This window comes from Streptomyces sp. A1136 (assembly GCF_004795055.1).
GTDB lineage: Bacteria > Actinomycetota > Actinomycetes > Streptomycetales > Streptomycetaceae > Streptomyces.
The window spans coordinates 42127-58255 of record NZ_SSBJ01000041.1 but is presented as its reverse complement, the minus strand read 5'-3'; the positions used below and the strand labels follow the sequence as shown (position 1 = coordinate 58255).

General features: G+C 70.5%; 21 protein-coding genes. 9 read left to right on the top strand and 12 right to left on the bottom strand.

Annotated elements, in window-relative coordinates; translation table 11 throughout:
- Nucleotides 1–240: 240 nt before the first annotated feature.
- A complete protein-coding gene (locus E6R62_RS30790) occupies nt 241–1179 on the top strand; it encodes a LysR family transcriptional regulator (protein ID WP_136216763.1) in 939 nt (312 codons plus the stop codon).
- A 421-nt stretch (nt 1180–1600) separates the two neighbouring features.
- On the opposite strand, the gene E6R62_RS30785 is transcribed toward E6R62_RS30790, so the two are convergent.
- Entirely contained in the window at nt 1601–1879 is a 279-nt protein-coding gene (locus tag E6R62_RS30785) for a hypothetical protein (protein ID WP_136216762.1), read from the bottom strand.
- Between E6R62_RS30785 and E6R62_RS30780 the strand changes: the two genes are divergently transcribed.
- Nucleotides 1878–2600 (top strand): tetratricopeptide repeat protein, encoded by a 723-nt coding sequence (locus E6R62_RS30780; protein ID WP_136216761.1) that lies wholly within the window; start codon nt 1878–1880, stop codon nt 2598–2600. The two genes, E6R62_RS30785 and E6R62_RS30780, sit on opposite strands and share 2 nt — an antisense overlap.
- Before the next feature lie 237 nt (nt 2601–2837).
- Here E6R62_RS30780 and E6R62_RS30775 read toward each other — a convergent pair whose 3' ends face one another.
- Nucleotides 2838–3788: an aldo/keto reductase family oxidoreductase gene (locus tag E6R62_RS30775; RefSeq protein WP_240802007.1), complete on the bottom strand. Its 951-nt coding sequence runs from the start codon at nt 3786–3788 to the stop codon at nt 2838–2840.
- Nucleotides 3789–3960: 172 nt separating this feature from the next.
- Here E6R62_RS30775 and E6R62_RS30770 point away from each other — a divergent pair, with 172 nt between their 5' ends.
- Nucleotides 3961–5157 (top strand): hypothetical protein, encoded by a 1197-nt coding sequence (locus E6R62_RS30770; protein WP_136216760.1) that lies wholly within the window; start codon nt 3961–3963, stop codon nt 5155–5157.
- 227 nt (nt 5158–5384) lie between these two features.
- On the opposite strand, the gene E6R62_RS30765 is transcribed toward E6R62_RS30770, so the two are convergent.
- A complete protein-coding gene (locus E6R62_RS30765) occupies nt 5385–6287 on the bottom strand; it encodes an NAD(P)-dependent oxidoreductase (RefSeq protein ID WP_136216759.1) in 903 nt (300 codons plus the stop codon).
- A 99-nt stretch (nt 6288–6386) separates the two neighbouring features.
- Here E6R62_RS30765 and E6R62_RS30760 point away from each other — a divergent pair, with 99 nt between their 5' ends.
- Entirely contained in the window at nt 6387–6725 is a 339-nt protein-coding gene (locus tag E6R62_RS30760) for a helix-turn-helix domain-containing protein (RefSeq protein WP_136216758.1), read from the top strand.
- 95 nt (nt 6726–6820) lie between these two features.
- Here E6R62_RS30760 and E6R62_RS30755 read toward each other — a convergent pair whose 3' ends face one another.
- From E6R62_RS30755 to E6R62_RS30735, 6 genes are all read right to left on the bottom strand, one after another.
- Nucleotides 6821–7270: a transposase gene (locus E6R62_RS30755; protein WP_136216757.1), complete on the bottom strand. Its 450-nt coding sequence runs from the start codon at nt 7268–7270 to the stop codon at nt 6821–6823.
- Between the two features lie 763 nt (nt 7271–8033).
- Complete coding sequence (gene amaP, locus E6R62_RS30750; protein ID WP_136216756.1) at nt 8034–8642, bottom strand: alkaline shock response membrane anchor protein AmaP; 609 nt, start codon at nt 8640–8642, stop codon at nt 8034–8036.
- Between the two features lie 45 nt (nt 8643–8687).
- Complete coding sequence (locus tag E6R62_RS30745; RefSeq protein WP_136216755.1) at nt 8688–9356, bottom strand: DUF6286 domain-containing protein; 669 nt, start codon at nt 9354–9356, stop codon at nt 8688–8690.
- Between the two features lie 40 nt (nt 9357–9396).
- The gene (locus tag E6R62_RS30740; protein WP_136216754.1) at nt 9397–9804 is read right to left on the bottom strand and encodes an Asp23/Gls24 family envelope stress response protein; all 408 of its coding nucleotides are present in this window, start codon (nt 9802–9804) and stop codon (nt 9397–9399) included.
- A complete protein-coding gene (locus E6R62_RS39895) occupies nt 9801–9977 on the bottom strand; it encodes a hypothetical protein (protein WP_168714232.1) in 177 nt (58 codons plus the stop codon). The genes E6R62_RS30740 and E6R62_RS39895 overlap by 4 nt, the downstream gene beginning before the upstream one ends.
- A 100-nt stretch (nt 9978–10077) precedes the next feature.
- Nucleotides 10078–10560 carry an Asp23/Gls24 family envelope stress response protein gene (locus tag E6R62_RS30735; protein ID WP_136216753.1) on the bottom strand — a complete coding sequence of 161 codons (483 nt, stop codon included), beginning with the start codon at nt 10558–10560 and terminating at the stop codon, nt 10078–10080.
- A 260-nt stretch (nt 10561–10820) separates the two neighbouring features.
- Between E6R62_RS30735 and E6R62_RS30730 the strand changes: the two genes are divergently transcribed.
- The 5 genes from E6R62_RS30730 to E6R62_RS30710 all read left to right on the top strand — a co-directional run bounded on the left by E6R62_RS30730 (nt 10821) and on the right by E6R62_RS30710 (nt 14099).
- The gene (locus E6R62_RS30730; RefSeq protein WP_136216752.1) at nt 10821–11387 is read left to right on the top strand and encodes an RNA polymerase sigma factor; all 567 of its coding nucleotides are present in this window, start codon (nt 10821–10823) and stop codon (nt 11385–11387) included.
- A complete protein-coding gene (locus tag E6R62_RS30725; protein WP_136216751.1) occupies nt 11378–12046 on the top strand; it encodes a hypothetical protein in 669 nt (222 codons plus the stop codon). The genes E6R62_RS30730 and E6R62_RS30725 overlap by 10 nt, the downstream gene beginning before the upstream one ends.
- A gap of 64 nt (nt 12047–12110) precedes the next feature.
- Nucleotides 12111–12632, top strand: coding sequence for a MarR family winged helix-turn-helix transcriptional regulator (locus E6R62_RS30720; RefSeq protein WP_136216750.1), 522 nt, complete (start codon nt 12111–12113; stop codon nt 12630–12632).
- 92 nt (nt 12633–12724) lie between these two features.
- Nucleotides 12725–13180: a hypothetical protein gene (locus tag E6R62_RS30715; RefSeq protein WP_136216749.1), complete on the top strand. Its 456-nt coding sequence runs from the start codon at nt 12725–12727 to the stop codon at nt 13178–13180.
- A 64-nt stretch (nt 13181–13244) separates the two neighbouring features.
- A complete protein-coding gene (locus tag E6R62_RS30710) occupies nt 13245–14099 on the top strand; it encodes an NmrA family NAD(P)-binding protein (RefSeq protein WP_306432486.1) in 855 nt (284 codons plus the stop codon).
- A 225-nt stretch (nt 14100–14324) separates the two neighbouring features.
- On the opposite strand, the gene E6R62_RS30705 is transcribed toward E6R62_RS30710, so the two are convergent.
- The 3 genes from E6R62_RS30705 to E6R62_RS30695 are packed head-to-tail and all read right to left on the bottom strand — an operon-like array spanning nt 14325 to nt 15951.
- Nucleotides 14325–15299, bottom strand: coding sequence for an NAD(P)-dependent alcohol dehydrogenase (locus E6R62_RS30705; RefSeq protein ID WP_136216747.1), 975 nt, complete (start codon nt 15297–15299; stop codon nt 14325–14327).
- A complete protein-coding gene (locus E6R62_RS30700; RefSeq protein WP_306432487.1) occupies nt 15296–15499 on the bottom strand; it encodes a helix-turn-helix transcriptional regulator in 204 nt (67 codons plus the stop codon). Before E6R62_RS30700 ends, E6R62_RS30705 begins: the two co-directional genes overlap by 4 nt.
- Nucleotides 15500–15522: 23 nt before the next feature.
- Nucleotides 15523–15951 carry a hypothetical protein gene (locus E6R62_RS30695; RefSeq protein WP_136216745.1) on the bottom strand — a complete coding sequence of 143 codons (429 nt, stop codon included), beginning with the start codon at nt 15949–15951 and terminating at the stop codon, nt 15523–15525.
- Between the last annotated feature and the right edge of the window lie 178 nt (nt 15952–16129).

The window sequence follows — 16129 nt, the reverse complement described above, 5'->3', positions numbered from 1 at the left end:
CCCGAGCAGCGCCGAACCGGCCGCACGCACGGCGTCCGCGGTCCCGGCCAGCAGATCGGCGTCAAAGGAGACGACTTCGGCGGTCTGAAGCGTTGCGGACATGGTGGTGCTCCTTGTCTGAGGAGGGGCGATGGAGCCGGTCCGGGCCGCGTCGTGCGTCCCGTCCCGCGCTCTTCCTCGAAGGTATCCAGCACCACGATTAACAACAACTGCACGTAAGACACGGCTAGGATTACTCACATGCAATTGGACTTGAACCTGCTCACCGCACTGGACGCATTGTTGGAGGAAGGCAGCGTGGCCGGGGCGGCCGCGCGCCTGCATGTCACCGCCCCCGCGATGAGCCGGAGTCTGGGCCGGATCCGGCGCACGACCGGGGACCAGATCCTGGTGCGCACAGGCCGCACTATGACCCCGACCCCGTATGCGATCGCCGTCCGGGAACAGGTGCACGAGCTGCTGCAGCAGGTCCAGGGGGTGCTGGCACCGAGCCGTGAGCTCGATCTGGCCTCGCTGGAACGCACGTTCACACTCCGCTGGCACGATTCCCTGGTCGCTTCGAGCGGCCCCGCACTGCTGTCGGCCGTACGCGCACAGGCGCCGGGTGTGCGGTTGCGTTTCGTCGCCGAATCGAGCATCGACACACCCGAGTTGCGCCGCGGGGAGGTCGACCTGGAGGCGAACGCCAACCCCGCGGGCGCGCCGGACATCCGCAGCGAGAGCGTGGGCGAGTCCCGCCTCGTCGTCGTCGTGAGGCAGGGGCACCCCCTCACCCGCGTCAAGGCCGTCACCGCGAAGCGTTACGCCGCAGCCGAGCACGTCACCGTCTCGCGGCGCGGAAACCTGGGCAATGCCCTCGACGACGCCCTCGCGGGACTCGGCCTCAGCCGCCGCGTCGTGGCGACGGCGCCCACGGAAGCGGCCGCGCTGGAGTTCGCGCGCGACTCCGATCTCCTGGTCAGCGTGCCGGAAGCCACCACGCGCTCCGCTGTCGCCGACCTCGGCCTGGTCGTACTCCCCCTCCCCCTCGAACTGCCGCCGGCGCGCATTTACCTCTCGTGGCACCAGCGATACGACACCGATCACGGCCACGCCTGGCTGCGCGGGCTGGCACGTACCGCCCTGGCCGTGGACGGAGCCTCGCGGCCGGCGCCGTCCGGTCGCTCCACCCTCGTGTGACCTGCCTGTTCGGTGATCTTCCTGCGTCGTGGGCCGTCGGCTCGTAGCGTCTGGGTGTGGAGCGGTTGTTCGGACCGCCGTCGACGGAGCGCAGGAGGGAAGCCGACCATGTGGGAGTGATCGGGAGCCTGGCACACGAGGGTGGCACCGTGCTCGTCACCGCGCCGGCCACCGGGCTGGAGGGCGCCGCGCGGAATTTGCCGCGGCTTTGGCGCCGTGAGGGCGCCGAGGAGCGAATGACGGCGGAGCTGGAACGTTCGGCCCGGGAACTCGCCGACGCACACGCCGAGAACCCCGAAGCGGGGGCGCGCGTGGCGGTCGTATGGGAGACCCGGCTGCGCGACCGGCTGCTCACCGATCCGGCGGGCCCTCGGCGAACTGGAGCAGCTCTTGGCCGAGATTCGGCGCGAGCACCCGCAGGTCACGGCGACCACCACCCCCGCTGCGGGACCACGCCGATGTCGCGCTCGACGCGGGCAGCGCCGCCCTGGCGGCCGTCAGCCCCATCAACGGGACCGACCGGGAGGTCCTCGAAGCCATCGAACGGGCCGCGTTCCGGAGGCTGGGCGGCATGCCGCACGTCGACCTCGACACCGACCTGGCCGCCGTGGCCGTACGCCTGACCACCCTCGTCGAACCCGGCGCCTCCGACGGTGGAGGCCGGATTCGATCGCGCGCAGTACGACTTCGGCGCGCTCATGGAGAACACCGGGCGGCCCGCCGACGCCGAGCAGTGGTACCGCCGGGCCGCCGAGTCCGGGCGCCCGCTCGCGGTCGCCGCCCTGGCCGTCCGGCTCTGCGAGGCCGGGAAGCCGCGCGAGGCCGAACCATGGCTGCGGCGCGCGAGCGACGCGGGCTCGATGGTCAATCTGGGGCTCCTGCTGGGGGGCACCGGCCGGGTACCGGAGGCCGAACAGTGGCTCCGGCGTGTCGCCGAGTCCGGGGAGACAGGGGCGATGGGGCCGCTCGGGAGCCTGCTCTTCGAGCTCGGCAGGTGGCACGGGGCCGAGCCATGGCTGCGGCGTGCGGGTGACGCCGGTGACGCTGGTGACGCCACTTCCATGGCCGACATGGGGCACCTGCTCTTCCACAGCGGACACGAGGCGGCGGCCGAGCAGTGGTACATACGGGCCGCGGCGGCGGGCGACGCGACGGCCGCGAAGTTGCTGGGCGGACGCCTGTTCAGGGGGCCGGAGGGAAGCCGCGGCGCCGCTGGGGCTCCCGCACACCCGGCTGACCGTCCGACACCGCCGCGCCCGAACCCGGGCGGGGGCGCGCCCCCGAGTCGGGGTGAGTCGTCGTCAGACCTGCGCCGGCCGCCCCGACCCGGGCTTCGTGGGGTCGGTCGCGGCCCGGCCGTCGTGGTCCGCGTGGACGGCCCGCTCCGGCGATGCGAACCGCGTCACGTCGGTAGGGCATGAGACCGGTCTTCGTGGGTAGACGTGCCGCTGCCGACCGGGGAAGGGCCGTGAGCGCCTGGGGAGGTCCGCCGGCCCTTCCCCGCCGGCCTCCCGGCGCCCACGACAGGGCACGGCTGCGCCTGGTGTGCCGATCCGACGCCACGCCGGCTTCCCCCGGCAGGCCGCCATCCGTCACGATCGCGACCGGCTCGGGCCTCGTGCTGTCGGTGCTCGCCGGGCCCTGTGGTGCGGCGGAGGTCAGGGCAGAGGGGCGCCGCGCGCCGACAACCACAGGTCGTACCACTCCTCGTGACTGAGGTCCGGTTCGCGTCCCGCGGCGTCCGCGCAGGCACGGATGCGGGCCGGTCGGGTGCTGCCGATGACCGGGGCGACGCGTGCCGGGTGCCGCTGCAACCACCACAGCAGGATGGTCTCCGGCGTCGTGTTCTTGGCCTCGGCGAGGGTGGTGATCAGGTGTGCGGTGCGTTCGTCGTCGGGCGTGCGCGGCCGCCCGGTGTAGCGGCCCTGGGCCAGCGCGCCCCACGCCTGGAGGCGCATGTCGTTCTGGCGACAGTACTCCAGGGTGCCCAGGGGGAATCCGTTGTCCGCGGCCGCGGCGGTGTTGACCAGGACGCCCCCTTCCAGCCAGTCCCTCCGTGCCAGGCTCATCTCCAGTTGGTTGGCCACCAGAGGGAAGTCGAGGTGGTCCCGCAGTTCCCGGATGGCGGGCGCGCCCATGTTGGAGACGCCGAAGCGACGTACCAGCCCTTGCCGGTGCAGGGACGTCAGCGCGGCTGCCACCTCGCGCGGGTCGGCCAGCGGGTCGGGCCGGTGGAGCAGGAGCACGTCGATGAAATCCGTGCGCAGACGCTCCAGGGACTCCCGGACCCTGCGGAGGATCGTTTCTCCGCGCAGGTCGTAGATGCCGGGGCGGACGCCGTCACCGAGACGGATGCCGCACTTGGTCTGGATGACGATCTTCTCTCGCAGGCCCCGCGCCCGGCCGAGCACCTCCCCGAAGACGGCCTCGGCCTTGCCCTGGCGGTAGATGTCCGCGTGGTCGAAGACGGTGATGCCGCTGTCCAGCGCGGCCTCGATCGCCGCTTCGGCGCGTTCCACGTCGGCCGAGCCGTAGGGCGTGTCGTCCCAGTCACCACCCAGCCCCATGCATCCGTACAGCAACCGGGCAGTTTCGGAGGAAGCCGTCATGGCGTCCACCCTAGTCACAGCCCGGCGGCGATACGGGCGCCGGGGGGTCGGCCGCCGGCTCGCTACCGACGGCCCGGCGCGCGGACCGTGGTCGCGCCTGGGTCGTGCGGGATCTGTGGATCTGTTCGTTCCCCCCGTGTTCCGGACTCATGCGGACTGCCATGGTTGGCACATGGCCTTACAGATCTCGTACAGGGGCGGTCGGCTCGGTGAGGACCTCGACATCACCGTGTACTGGTTCCCCGGGGAGCCCGACCGGCCCGCGAATCACATCTCGGACACTCTCGGCGCTTGGCGGGTGTCGATGCCCAGGGACGTGGACGTGAGCGGAACGCCGGAGGAGGTCGCCGCCTGGAACGACGCCGCGGCCTCGTTCGTGCAGCGGATCGCCGCGGAAGACCGGAAACTCGGCAAAGCGGAGCGGCGCATCGGGCGCTGGGACCTGTTGAGGACGCGTCGACGGGCACGGCTGCGGTACGACGACGTCCGGGCATCGTTCCTGGAGGCCGTGCGGTCCGCGGCGGCCGTCTACCGGCCGGTCCGGGACGTCGTCGAAGCGCGCTTGGCGGAGCGGGAGGCCCATGCGCGCGAAGTGGACAGGCGTGCGTATCAGGAGAAGGAGCGGCAATGGCGGGAGAAGGTGGCCCGGTTGAGGGAGTGGGAGCGCGTGCAGAAGGTGGCCGACCAGCCGCTGTCCGGCGGATTCAGCCCCCGCCAGATGGCGGCGAGCGGAGACGACCCCGTCGAGTGGCCGCCGGAAGTGCTGTCGGCGGTCGGTGACACGTCCGTGTGGTGGGCGGCTGTGCGCGCGTCGGCACGCAACAGGCAGGCGAGCGCACAAGCCGTCCGAAGAGTCTTCGAGGCGATCACCGAAACGGCTACGGCACTGGAGGAAGCCGGCCGGCCGGGCATCACCACCATCAGGGGCCGCTCCCGGGAGGTGCTGCACGGGTGGCGGATCCACTTCGACTGGTCCGGCCTGCCCGACACCGCCCGGCTCCGGACACCTCCGAACGTGCCCGCCGGGTGTGTGGAGGACAAGGACTGGCACTACCAGCTGTACCTGCCTTCCGACCAGATCTTCACCGTGGACCGGTCCGGCGGGTTCGGTTTCGCCAGGGAATACGGGTCGAAGATCCCCTCGGGGGGCTACGGCACCACGTATTCATGGTTCATACGGACCATCGAACAGTTCGCGCAGGAGCTGATCCGCAACGAGATCATCGCCTTCCGGGCCCCCGGTCACGACGGTCATCAGGCCTACCCGATGACCGACCATGCGGACCCGGACGTGTACGTGCCCTACGTCGAAGCCGTGACCGAGCGGACGGTGGCCCACTTCCGCGCCCTGCTCCCGGACCGGCCGTGATCTTCGGTCAGGGTGAAGTAATGGACGGTCTGGTAGCGGGCATCCCATGAACCAGACCGTTCCCGTCACGGTAATCCGCACGGGCGCGGTCCTCGCCACCCACTACGGCGCGCTCCCGGCGCAGCTCCCGCGACAGCAGCACGCGAGGCAACGGAACTGTCGGCCGGGGGCACGAACCCGCTTTGAGAGCAGGGGCCGCCGTCGTCCCACCGCCAGGCTCGGACAGGTCAGCGACCGGGCCCGCGCCGGAGCAGGGTGATCGCTCCGGCCGTGTCCTCGCCCGAGTGCGCGGCCGGGTCGGCGTCCAGCCGCTCCTTCAGCAACTGCAGGTACGGCTCGATCAGCTCGGCGCTGACCCCCTGGTCGGCGGCGGTACGCAGAAGGGTGCCGCCCGCCGCGACCTGCATGGCCAGGTTGGACACCACCCCGGTGGTGAAGTCCCGAGAGGTCAGCCGTTCGGCGGCGTCGCCCACGAAGGAACCCATCGCACCCAGCCACTCGGACAGCAGCGGGGACAGGTCCTCGGGGGCGATGTCCTCGCCCTCGATCAGCGCGTAGGCGTGGGAGATCCCGGCGAAGAGCCCGTTCATCGCGCTCAACAGCGCCACGTCGTGCAGGGCCGCGTAGCCTGGGTCCTCGCCGACGAACCGGGCGCCGGCCGGGACTTCCAAAGTCGTGCGATGGGTGTCGAAGAGCGCACGGGAGCCGCTGTAGAAGACGTAACCGCCGGCTTCCGGGACGCCGATCATCGACGGGGTGGCCATGATTCCCGCGTCCACGAAGCGGGCGCCGCGCTCCTCGGCCCAGGCGGCACGGTCCCGGCCCTCGGCGGGCGTGCCGGTGGTGAGGTTGACCAGGTCCTTGCCGGTCAGGTCCACCCCGTCCAGGACGGCGCCGATGCTCGCGTCGTCCAACAGGCAGAGCACGATGAGCGTGTTCGCGGTGACGGCCTCGGCGGGGCTCGCGGCGACGGCCGCCCCTTCGGCGGCGAGTGCCTGCGCCTTGCCGGGCGTGCGGTTCCATACGGTCATGGGGTGTCCGGCGGTGACCCACGTCCGGGCGAGGGCGGTGCCCATGTCGCCGAGGCCGAGCAGGGTGAGCGCGCGGGGCTTGGTGTCGTTGTCAGTCATGCCGTTTAGCCTGGTGGCAGGCTGACGGATGCTCAAGTACGCACCTAGGAGTGGGTGATTACCCCGAGGTGAGCGAGCAGGTGGGAAGGGGTGGGCGGGATGGCGCTGACGCGGAGGCCGGGCGCGGACCACTGCGGGATCGCCGCGGCGATGTCGGTGATCGACGGCAAGTGGAAGGTCTCGATCCTGTGGGAACTGGAGCAGCGTCCGGGCCGCCGCTTCGGGGAACTGCGCCGACTGGTCCCCGGTGTCTCGGAGAAGGTCCTCGCAGCGCAGCTGCGCGAGCTGGAGACGGACGGCATAGTCCACCGCGAGGTGTACGACGAGGTCCCGCCCCGTGTGGAGTACTCCCTGACCCCGCTCGGCCGGGAGCTGAACGAGGCGCTTGAGTCCCTCGGGGAATGGGGCACCAAGCATCTCCTCCCGGACTCCGCGTAGGGGCCGTTCCGCCGTTGTCGAGGACGTCGAGACTCCCGCGGCGGGGTCACTCCACCCCGGCAGGGCGGTGACGCTCTCCGCGGCACCGGAGTCGGTCAGTACGACGACACCCGTCTTCTCACGAGTACTGCCGGAGCCGACGGCCCGCCCTGGGTGTCGGGCTCGGCCAACTTCTCGCCGGTCCCGGTCGAGAGCGCCGACCCGTCATGGGAGCCAGGGAGTGTTCCAATCGTCGGCGCGCTACCCTCCCCCGCGTCCTCGGTGTTTTCCATGGGGACGATGGCGCTGGCGGCCGGCCGGCCGGCGGCGAGGGCGGCAAGGATTCGCTGCCAGGTGCCGTCGAGGTTCCACAGGCGCAAGCGTTCGGCGCAGCGGTGCCATGGACCGTAGCGGGCGGGTAGGTCGTGCCACCGGCGGCCACCATGTTGCTGCCACAGGATGCCGTTGACGATGGCCCGGTAGTCAGGCCCCCCAGGCCCACACCGGGGCACCAGGGCACGCACGGCATCCCATTCGTGGTCAGTCAGGTCGGCGACTTCGTTCATACCCCCTTCAACGATCCCGGCCTCACCCCGCGGGCACGCACCGGCCGGCTCCCCCCTCACGGGAAGGACGGCGGTCTTGGCGCTCCGGCTCGTTGAAAGTCGCGGGATGCACCCCTCCCCTGACGCGCCGAGCTTCCGGGAGCGGATCCGGTCCCGTCAGACGCGCTCAATCGATGCCGGGCCGGCCAGGGGGCGGGCAGCGCGATGACCGCGCAGCTTTACCGTGATCGCCTCGCGGGTCACCTGACCGCCCGAGCCGGGGCCGGCGTGGCCGACAGCCGACACCGTGGAGGCTCCACCGGCTTCGCGGTCGCCCAGCGGGTCGAGTGTGTCCGCGACGATGGTCGCCGGCGCGGAAACGCAGGCTGACCGAAGGCGCCCCCTACGACCACCTACGCCGTGGGCCACGTCTCTCAGCGTAGGTCGAGGAGACCAGGTGGCCGCCTCGTCATCCCCTGGCCCAGCGGACCGTGTTGTCAGAAGTCGTGCCCGGGCTTCGGCCACCCGCCATCCGGTACACGTGGCGCGGAGGCAGGCCGAAGGGGCCCGCGCCGGTCGTACGGGCAGTCGGCGGACCTGGTGCTCGCTCATGGTCCGCGGGATCTCCGCCGCGTCGTCGTCGACTGCGAGGTCGTCAGCCGTGCCCGGCCACACGGACCGGGCACGGCACCTATGGGTGCCCCCTGCGCGCCACGGGTGACGGCTTTCATCCCCGAGATCACCCGGGCCATGGGCTGTCACCACCTTCCCGTGTTATTCCGCGCTATTCCGTGCGATGCGGCTTGTGCCCGGCGGTACGCAAGTTCGCTTGGAGGGGGAGATTGCTGTCGCCCGTGGACTGACGGGCTCGGGTCAGCGGGCCGTCGCACAGCGCCTGGAGGACCTCGGCCGGGTTGCTGTTTGGGGCAAGGGTGACGTCGAGGTGGGCTTCCGGGTGGCGTGCCGTGCCGAGCATGTGCGCCGTGGCTTGCTTGATGCCGGCTTGGCCGCGTGCGTCGGCGGCCATGGCGTCACCAAGGGCGCGCTCTTTCAGTTCGACCCCGTCCGCCGGCGTCGACGGTCGTCCCACTCGCAGCCGGCCCGGGTGGGTCCGGCGCAGTTGGGCCAGCAGCCACCACAAGGCCAGCAGGATGACGACGACCAAGACCGCGATGACCACCGGCCACCACCAGCCTTGGTCCGTCCAGCGGGTACGGGTGCCGTCGCTCATCACGACGGCGCCGGGAGTGGTCAACGGCCAGCCGTCGGGGGGCGTGACGTGCCGGCGCTCGTAGAGGTTGAAGCCGCCCGCGAGGACCAGGAGCCCTGAACCGAGCAGGACCAGGCCTGCCAGGCCCAGAAGAATCCGGTTGATCACCGATTGCCTCTTCATGGGAGCCGTCCTGTGCTGTGTCGTCGGCAAGGGTGTGCGGGCACGTCACTTTCGGTGGGGACGTGCCCGGACGGAGATCCGGTTGGGAGGGTGGGCGAGGGCGAGCCGGTCGAGTTGTTCCCGCAGGGCGGTCGACACATCGGCCCTCACCTCGCTCGGATCACGGAACCGTACGTCCGCTCGGGCTGCGAGGCGGCGTCTACCGAGGTGGATCGTCGCACCGCTGACGCCGGGGACGCGCAGGGCGGCATCGCGGAGGAAGAGAGTTGCGGCTCCGCGGTCGAGAACGGCGCGTACGTCGGCGTCGGAAGTCTTGAGCGGCAGCCGGCGGCGCAGGCCCGGGGTGAGGGCCAGCACGATGAGCCAGAGCCCTAGCAGGGCGACGACGGCTGCGCCGATCCGCATCCAGACGTCGTCCGCAGGGCGGGTGGCCAGCTCTTGAGCGAGGCTCGTGCGCCAGGCCGCGGCGGACCGGCCGACGCGGACCCTGACGACGTCCACCAAGAGCAACACGGCGGCGGCTGCGACGACCAAGGCTATCAACGCGGCCGGGATCCGGCGGGCGGACCACGGTCGGTGCCCGCGGACGACGCCACCTGCCGGCTGCCCCCGGCCGGGAGCATGCCCGGGCGGTCGCCCGACCGCGCCGGAGGTGTCGCCATCGGCTGTGCCCGACTGCTCCGTCCGGACCGGCTGATCGAGATCCCGCTTCATGCCGGCTCTCCTTCCGATGGGAGATGCCGCATCCGGCCGCTCACTGCACACGACCTTGCCGAGGGCCACCGGAGGCGACGAGTTGCTCGATGACCACAGAGACCTCGGTGACCTTCATCCCGGTCAGTCGGGTGACCCTCTCGCCGACGTATTGCTGCACACGGCGAGAGGCGGAGGCGAGGTCCGTGGGATAGGGCAGGCTCATGGAGAGGCTCAGTCGCACCGTGCCGTTCCCGGTGGTGACCGAAGCGCTCGGAGTACCCAGACTGCCGCGCTCGGGTGACGCCGCCGCTTCCCCGGTCAGCGCCTCTCGTGCGGCCCTGGCCGCGATGCGGGCCACGACCTTGTCCGGGATGACCGTGGCGCCGCGTTCCGCCGGGGGCACCGCCGCCGCGGGTGAGACGTCGGCCGCTCCCGCGGACGGGCCGGTGGCCGGATACGAGGTCATTGTCGACCCCGGCGACGGAAGTCGGACGATTGCACGTCGCCTTGTGCCATGAGGCCGAGCACCAGGCCGACCGCGCCCAGGACCAGCACCAGGAGGAAGGCCCAGAACCCGCCGAAGAATGCGGCGAATCCCAGAGCTATGCCGGCCAGCAGGCCCACTGCCGCTGCGCTCATCTCACTCACCTGCTCTTTCGCAATAACGTGCTTCTGCCGTGTAGGGATCGCTTCGCTCGTGGATCGCGACCGGGGCGTGCCCTCGCGGATCGTGTGTGGGTCACTGCACGCGCGTGGGTTCCGTGCCCTCGTCTTCGTCTTCCTCGTCGGGCAGGTGGACGTCGTCGACGGTGATGTTCACCTCGACGACTTCCAGGCCGGTCATGCGTTCCACGGCGGAGATGACGTTGCGGCGGACCTCACCCGCAAGGTCCACGATTGCCACCCCGTACTCCACGACGACGTCCAGGTCGACGGCCGTCTGCCGTTCACCCACTTCCACCTTCACGCCCCGGCTGACGCTGCTGCGTCCCCCGGGAACCATGTCCTTCACGGCGCCGATGGTGCGGGCCATACCGGCGCCGAGACTGTGGATGCCGGGAATCTCGCGGGTTGCCATTCCTACGATCTTCTCGACCACGCTGTCCGATATGGTCGTCCGGCCCCGAGACTGGGGCGCCGTTCCGGCGCCGGCCTGACCGGTCGGAGTAGGACTCGACGCGAGTTCTCCCCCACCGGCGGCGGGGTTGATGGTGTCCGACATGAGGAACCTCCCCAGGTGTCCCGTCCGGGCACCGGTGTGGTGCCCTCCACTGCTTGGACACTCGACTCACGCGTTCCTCACGCCGCATTTGTCTCGTAAGCCGTTTATGATCAGAAATAGATAGAAGATCACAAAAGCCCTTCGCGACGGAGAGGGCGATGCGCCACCAGTTCCGACCCCCGCCCCCGCGCCACCCGCGCGGGCCCGCTCTCGCCCCGCGGCCCACCACACAGCCGGCGGGCGGAATCGCAGCAGGTCAGATGCCTTCGACAGGGCAAGACCTCCAAGGCGACCTTCCTGACACCCTGCTGACCGTACGGGCCGGGGAAGGCGACGAGGACGCTTTCGCGACTCTGGTCCGTCGGCACGGCAGCCGACTGCTGGCCCTCGCCCAGCGCCTGCTCGGCAATCCGGCGGATGCCGAGGACGCCGTACAGGACGCCTTCATCAGCGCTTGGCGACAGCTGCCGGAATTCCACCGGCATGCCTCTTTCGGCACCTGGATGTACCGTATCGTCACCAACCGCTGTTTCAACATGCAACGTCTACGGCGCCCGCTTCCCCTGGACTCAGTTCCCGAACCCGCTACCACCGACCCCGGTAGCTCACCGCCACGAGTTGCCGAGTCGGACGCCACCGCAGCCGCCCTGTCACGCGCCCTCTGGGAACTCGGCCCGGAGCTGCGGGCGTGCTGGATCCTGCGGGAGCTGCACGGCCTGACCTACGCGGAGATCGCACACGTGGTGGGCAGCAGCGAACAGACCGTGCGCGGCAGACTTTTCCGCGCACGACGCGCCTTGATGGAGGCGATGCGCCCATGGCACTAGACGACCCGCATCCCGCCCCTGGTGAGGCCCAGGCGTCCCCGGACCGCCCCGGGTCGAGGGCGCGCCCGGGAACGGACGCCGACCTGGCCTTCGGTGGCGAACATCTGCCATGCGGGCGCCCACTTGCCCGTGTCTGGGAGCAGGCCCGCGATCCCGCCACCGCCGCAGTCGACCCGCACATCACCGGTTGCGCCTTTTGCCGAGACGCCATCGAGGGGCTGGCAGCCCTGGACCGCGCCACTCGCGCTCTGCGCGCCGAGGATCGCCCTGACGACCACACGCTCGTGGATCGGATCATCAACGCCGTGCGAGCCGAGACACGATTGGGCGCCATGCTGCTGCTCGACGACCCCGAGCGAAATCTGCGCATCGCCGAAAGCACTGCGGCAAAGGTGCTGCGCCGGGCAGCCGACAGCATCCCCGGAGCCCGGGCCGCCAGCTGCCGTTTCTCGCCCCTGCATGAGGGCGACACCTGGCACACCGTCTCCATGACGATCGCCGCCGCCCTCGACGATCCTTTGCCGGAACTGGCCGAAGAGGTCCGCGGAGCCGTGCTGGGAGCGGCAAACCACACGCTCGGTCTCGCCGTCGCGGCCGTTGACTTGACCATCAACGCCGTACTGGAACCCCCCACCCCACCGGTGGAAGGCAACTCGTGACGTCCGCGCCGCCGCCAGCCGCGACATCTTGACCCCCCAGTAGTTAGCTGCCATATTACATTCCATGAGTGACGAGAACGCGGCGGCCGGTGCTACACCCACGCTCGATCAGGCACGGAAGCAGATCGCGCGATACGGGATCGACGCCGATCCGCAGGCGGTACTCGTCGCCGTGCGCCTGATGACGGCCGGGGCACGCCTGGACCGGGCGTCAGAAGTACACTTCTCGCGTTCCGGACTGTCGACGGGGCGCTACCGCCTGCTGGTCGACCTGGAGGACAGCGACGGAGAAAAGTCGCCGTCGCACCTCGCGAGGAGCCTTGGCGTCTCGCGCGCCACCGTGACCGGCCTTGTCAATGGGCTGGAGCGCGAGGGTCTGGTGGCTCGCCGCGCCTCCACGGAGGACGGGCGGGGCGCGGTGGTGGTACTCACCGCGCGCGGCGCCCAGCGGCTGCGCGACATGGCCGCGGACCACTTCGCGCGACTCCAGGCTCTGGTCGACGGGTTGAGCGTCGACGAGCGCGGGCTGTTCCTGGACCTCCTGGAGCGGATCACCCGGCGGATCGGCGCGCTGACCGCCGACTGATACCCACAATTTTCGCCAGACGGTCGCCTCGGTCGAGTGGCGCTTCAACCACACCCAAATAGTTAGCCTCCTAATCACTGTCGAGGAGACTCGTGAGCCCTCCCCATGGAATCCCTGCACCCGGTTCCACCACGCGCCCCTTCGTCCTTCGGAAGGAAGTCGCGGCCGCCTACCTCGCCCCTTCCCTCACCGCCGGGCTCGGCGGAGTCCTCACCGGGCAGCCCGAACTCACCATCGCCGCCATCACCTCCATCGGGGCCACGTCGGCCCTCGTGGCCGGCCTCGTCGGCGCGTGGCTGCACCGACGGCCACGCCGCTGGACGACCTCGGCGCCGCGACTGACCCTCGTCCTCGGACTCACCGTCGCGGCGGCCTCAGTCGCCGGCGCGCTCGGGTGGTTCGCATCCGAGTGGCTGCCGTCGCACACGCCGGTACCCGACTCCGGATGGCTGCAGCGATTGCGGATCGACCTGCCGCTCTCGGCCGCACTGGCCGCCGCCATCGTCACCTGGCGGTGGCACGGTGCGACCTCCCGGCAGCGGACGTGACCCGGCCCCTCCCCAGCCGTTCGCCAGACTTCTCGACCGTGAAAGGCCCACTGTGATCACCATCATGGGTGCAACCGGCACCACCGGCGGCGCGCTGCTCCGCCGGCTGACCGAACTCGATGTCCCCTGCCGGGCCATCAGCCGTACTCCCGACACACTGCGCGCCGTCACTGACGCGAGAACCCCGGTCGAGATCGTCGGCGCGGACGCCGCAGATCCGCGCACACTCCGCGACGCCCTCAAGGGATCGACACAGCTCTTCCTCGCCATGGCCAACAGCCCGCGTCAAGCCGAGCTGGAGATCAACGCAATAGACGCCGCGGCCCTGTGCGGCGTCCAGCACGTAGTCAAACTCTCCGCCCCCGCAGCCGAGCCGGCCTCACCCGTGGCCATCTCGCGCGGGCACTGGCGGGTCGAGGAACACCTGGCGGCAACAGGCATGACGGCTACGTTGCTCCGACCGTACGCCTTCATGCAAAAGCTGCTCCTGAACGCCCCGTCAGTCGCCGAGGGCGTACTCATCGGGGCGATGCGCGACGCGCCCTGCAACTACATAGACGTCCGGGACATCGCCGACGTGGCCGCAGAGGCCCTTCTCGATCCCGGCCTCGCCGGTGCCACGTACACCCTGACCGGCCCGCAGGCCCTGAGCCACTCCGAGCTCGCCCGTCTACTCGGCGAGCTGACCGGCCGCCCGGTTCGACACATAGACCTGACACCGAACGAGTTTTACAGCCATCTGTTGTCGACCGCACATATGCCGCCCTGGCTCGCGAGCCACGTCGTAGAGATCCAGCAACTGGCCATTGCCCGTCCGGAATCCCCCAACGACACCATAGAGACCGTCCTCGACCGCCCCGCGGGAACGCTCCACGACTTCATCCGCGAGCACCTGCGCGTGTTCACCGCCGCCACTTGACCGACGGCTCGACTACCCGGTCTTCCGGCCCCTCCGCCTTCTCGCGGATGCCGACCCCCGCTTGGTCAGGAGTCTGCTGACCAGGGGCCCCGTGGGGTGGGCGGAGCGAGCACCGGTCGCCGCCGCGCTCAGAGTCGGCCGGCCGGCTGCCCGATCCGCGCGCCCGGCCGCTGCGGCCGCCCCCCGCTGGGGCTGAACCGGACAGCCGTGCCCCGCCGACTCTCCTCACAAGTGGATAGTGATCTTGCCGGGGACCTGACCGCCCCTCAGGTGCCTGATGGCATCGGGGACATCGGCCAGCGGGTACGTCCGGTGGACGACCGGCTTCACGGTGCCCGCCTCGACCAATTCCGCGAGAAGTCGAAGATCGCCGTGCGTCTGCGAGGAGATGAGCCCCACCAGCCGTTGGCCGACGAACGGTGACAGCATCATTGCCCGCAGTGTGCGGCCCATGCCGCCGGCCCATCTGCCACCGCTCTCGCCGCCGACGATGACGAGGGTTCCGCGCGGGGTGAGGGCGCGGCGGAGCCGGTGCAGCGGCCGATTTCCGGCGATATCGAGGACGAGGTCGTAGCGGCGGGTGCCGTCCGTCGGGTCCTCGCGGGTGTAGTCGAGGACCTCGTCCGCGCCGAGGGAGCGGACCATGTCCGCACCGGCCGAACCGCAGACGCCGGTGACATGCGCGCCGAAGGCCTTGGCGAGTTGGACGGCGAAGCCGCCCACCCCGCCGGACGCGCCGATGACCAGGACGCGCTGCTCGGCCCGCACGCGTCCGGCGTCCCGCAGGGCCTGAAGGGCGGCACATCCGGACACGGGTATGGCAGCCGCCTCCGCGAAGTCCAGTCCGGACGGCTTCGACGCAAGCTGGTCCTGCTTGACGCAGGCGTACTCGGCGAACGCTCCGTCGCAGGTGCCGTACACCTCGTCGCCGGGCCGGAAGCGGGTCACCCCCGGGCCGACGGCCTCGACGACACCCGCCGCGTCCATGCCCCGCACGCGGGGCTTCGACCCGCGCAGACCGTAGGGCGTGGCGCGGATCAGGTACGGCAGCCCTGCCGTGACGTGCCACACGCCCGGATCGACTGCGGAGGCATGGACGCGCAGCAGCACCTCGCCGCTGCCGGGCTTCGCCGGCTTGGCGACCTCCTTGAGGCGCAGGACATCGGGTGGTCCGTAGCTGGTGTGGACGATGGCCTTCATGGAGCCTCTACCTCGGATTCGGGGTACTGGAAGACGTCTTGGAGCGGAACGGCGAACACCCGGGCGATCTGGAAGGCCATCTCCAGCGAGGGTGAGTAGCGGCCCTGCTCGATGGCGATGACGGTCTGGCGGGTCACGCCGATGCGGCGGGCGAGTTCGGCCTGGGTCATCTCGCCGTGGGCGAACCGCAAGGCCCGGATCGCGTTGGTGACCCTGGTCGGCCTCACCACCGGTGGAGGCCGAACCGGTAGGCGACGATCTTCGCCGCGGATGCGAGAAGCGCGGACAGGACGAACGCCAGGTAGATCGCATTGGCGATCCAGAACTGGTCGACGCGGGCCATGGCCAGGACGAGCCCGGCTACGCCGCCGATGACCAGGAACGACTGGCCGATGTACGAGCCGAAGCGGTGGATCTCCCCGTCGCGCTGGTCCTTGAGGTTCGCGCCCTCGGGCGACACGGTCGACACGATGACGTGCAGCGCGATCGACGCGGCGATTGAGGCACCGACTGTCCACAGCATCGCCGCCGCATAGGGCGTGTGTGCGAGGGGCGCGTCTCCGCCCTGACCGAGGACGACCGCCAGGTACGCCGCGTACGACGTGGTCGTGACCAGGGCCAGGATCCAGGCCCGTTTCTCTTCGAATGCCACAAAAGACTCCCCGCGTGGGTAGGACCCGACACTGAGGAGTGTCAAACAAGCATGACGCGATGTCAAGATTTCTATACATCGATGATGTGGTCAGCCGAAGCGCCCCGGTAGATCGGCGCCGCAAGCGCAACCGACGGACTCCGAGCGGTAGTTCGTCGGCCCGTGTCTGCCGATTGGC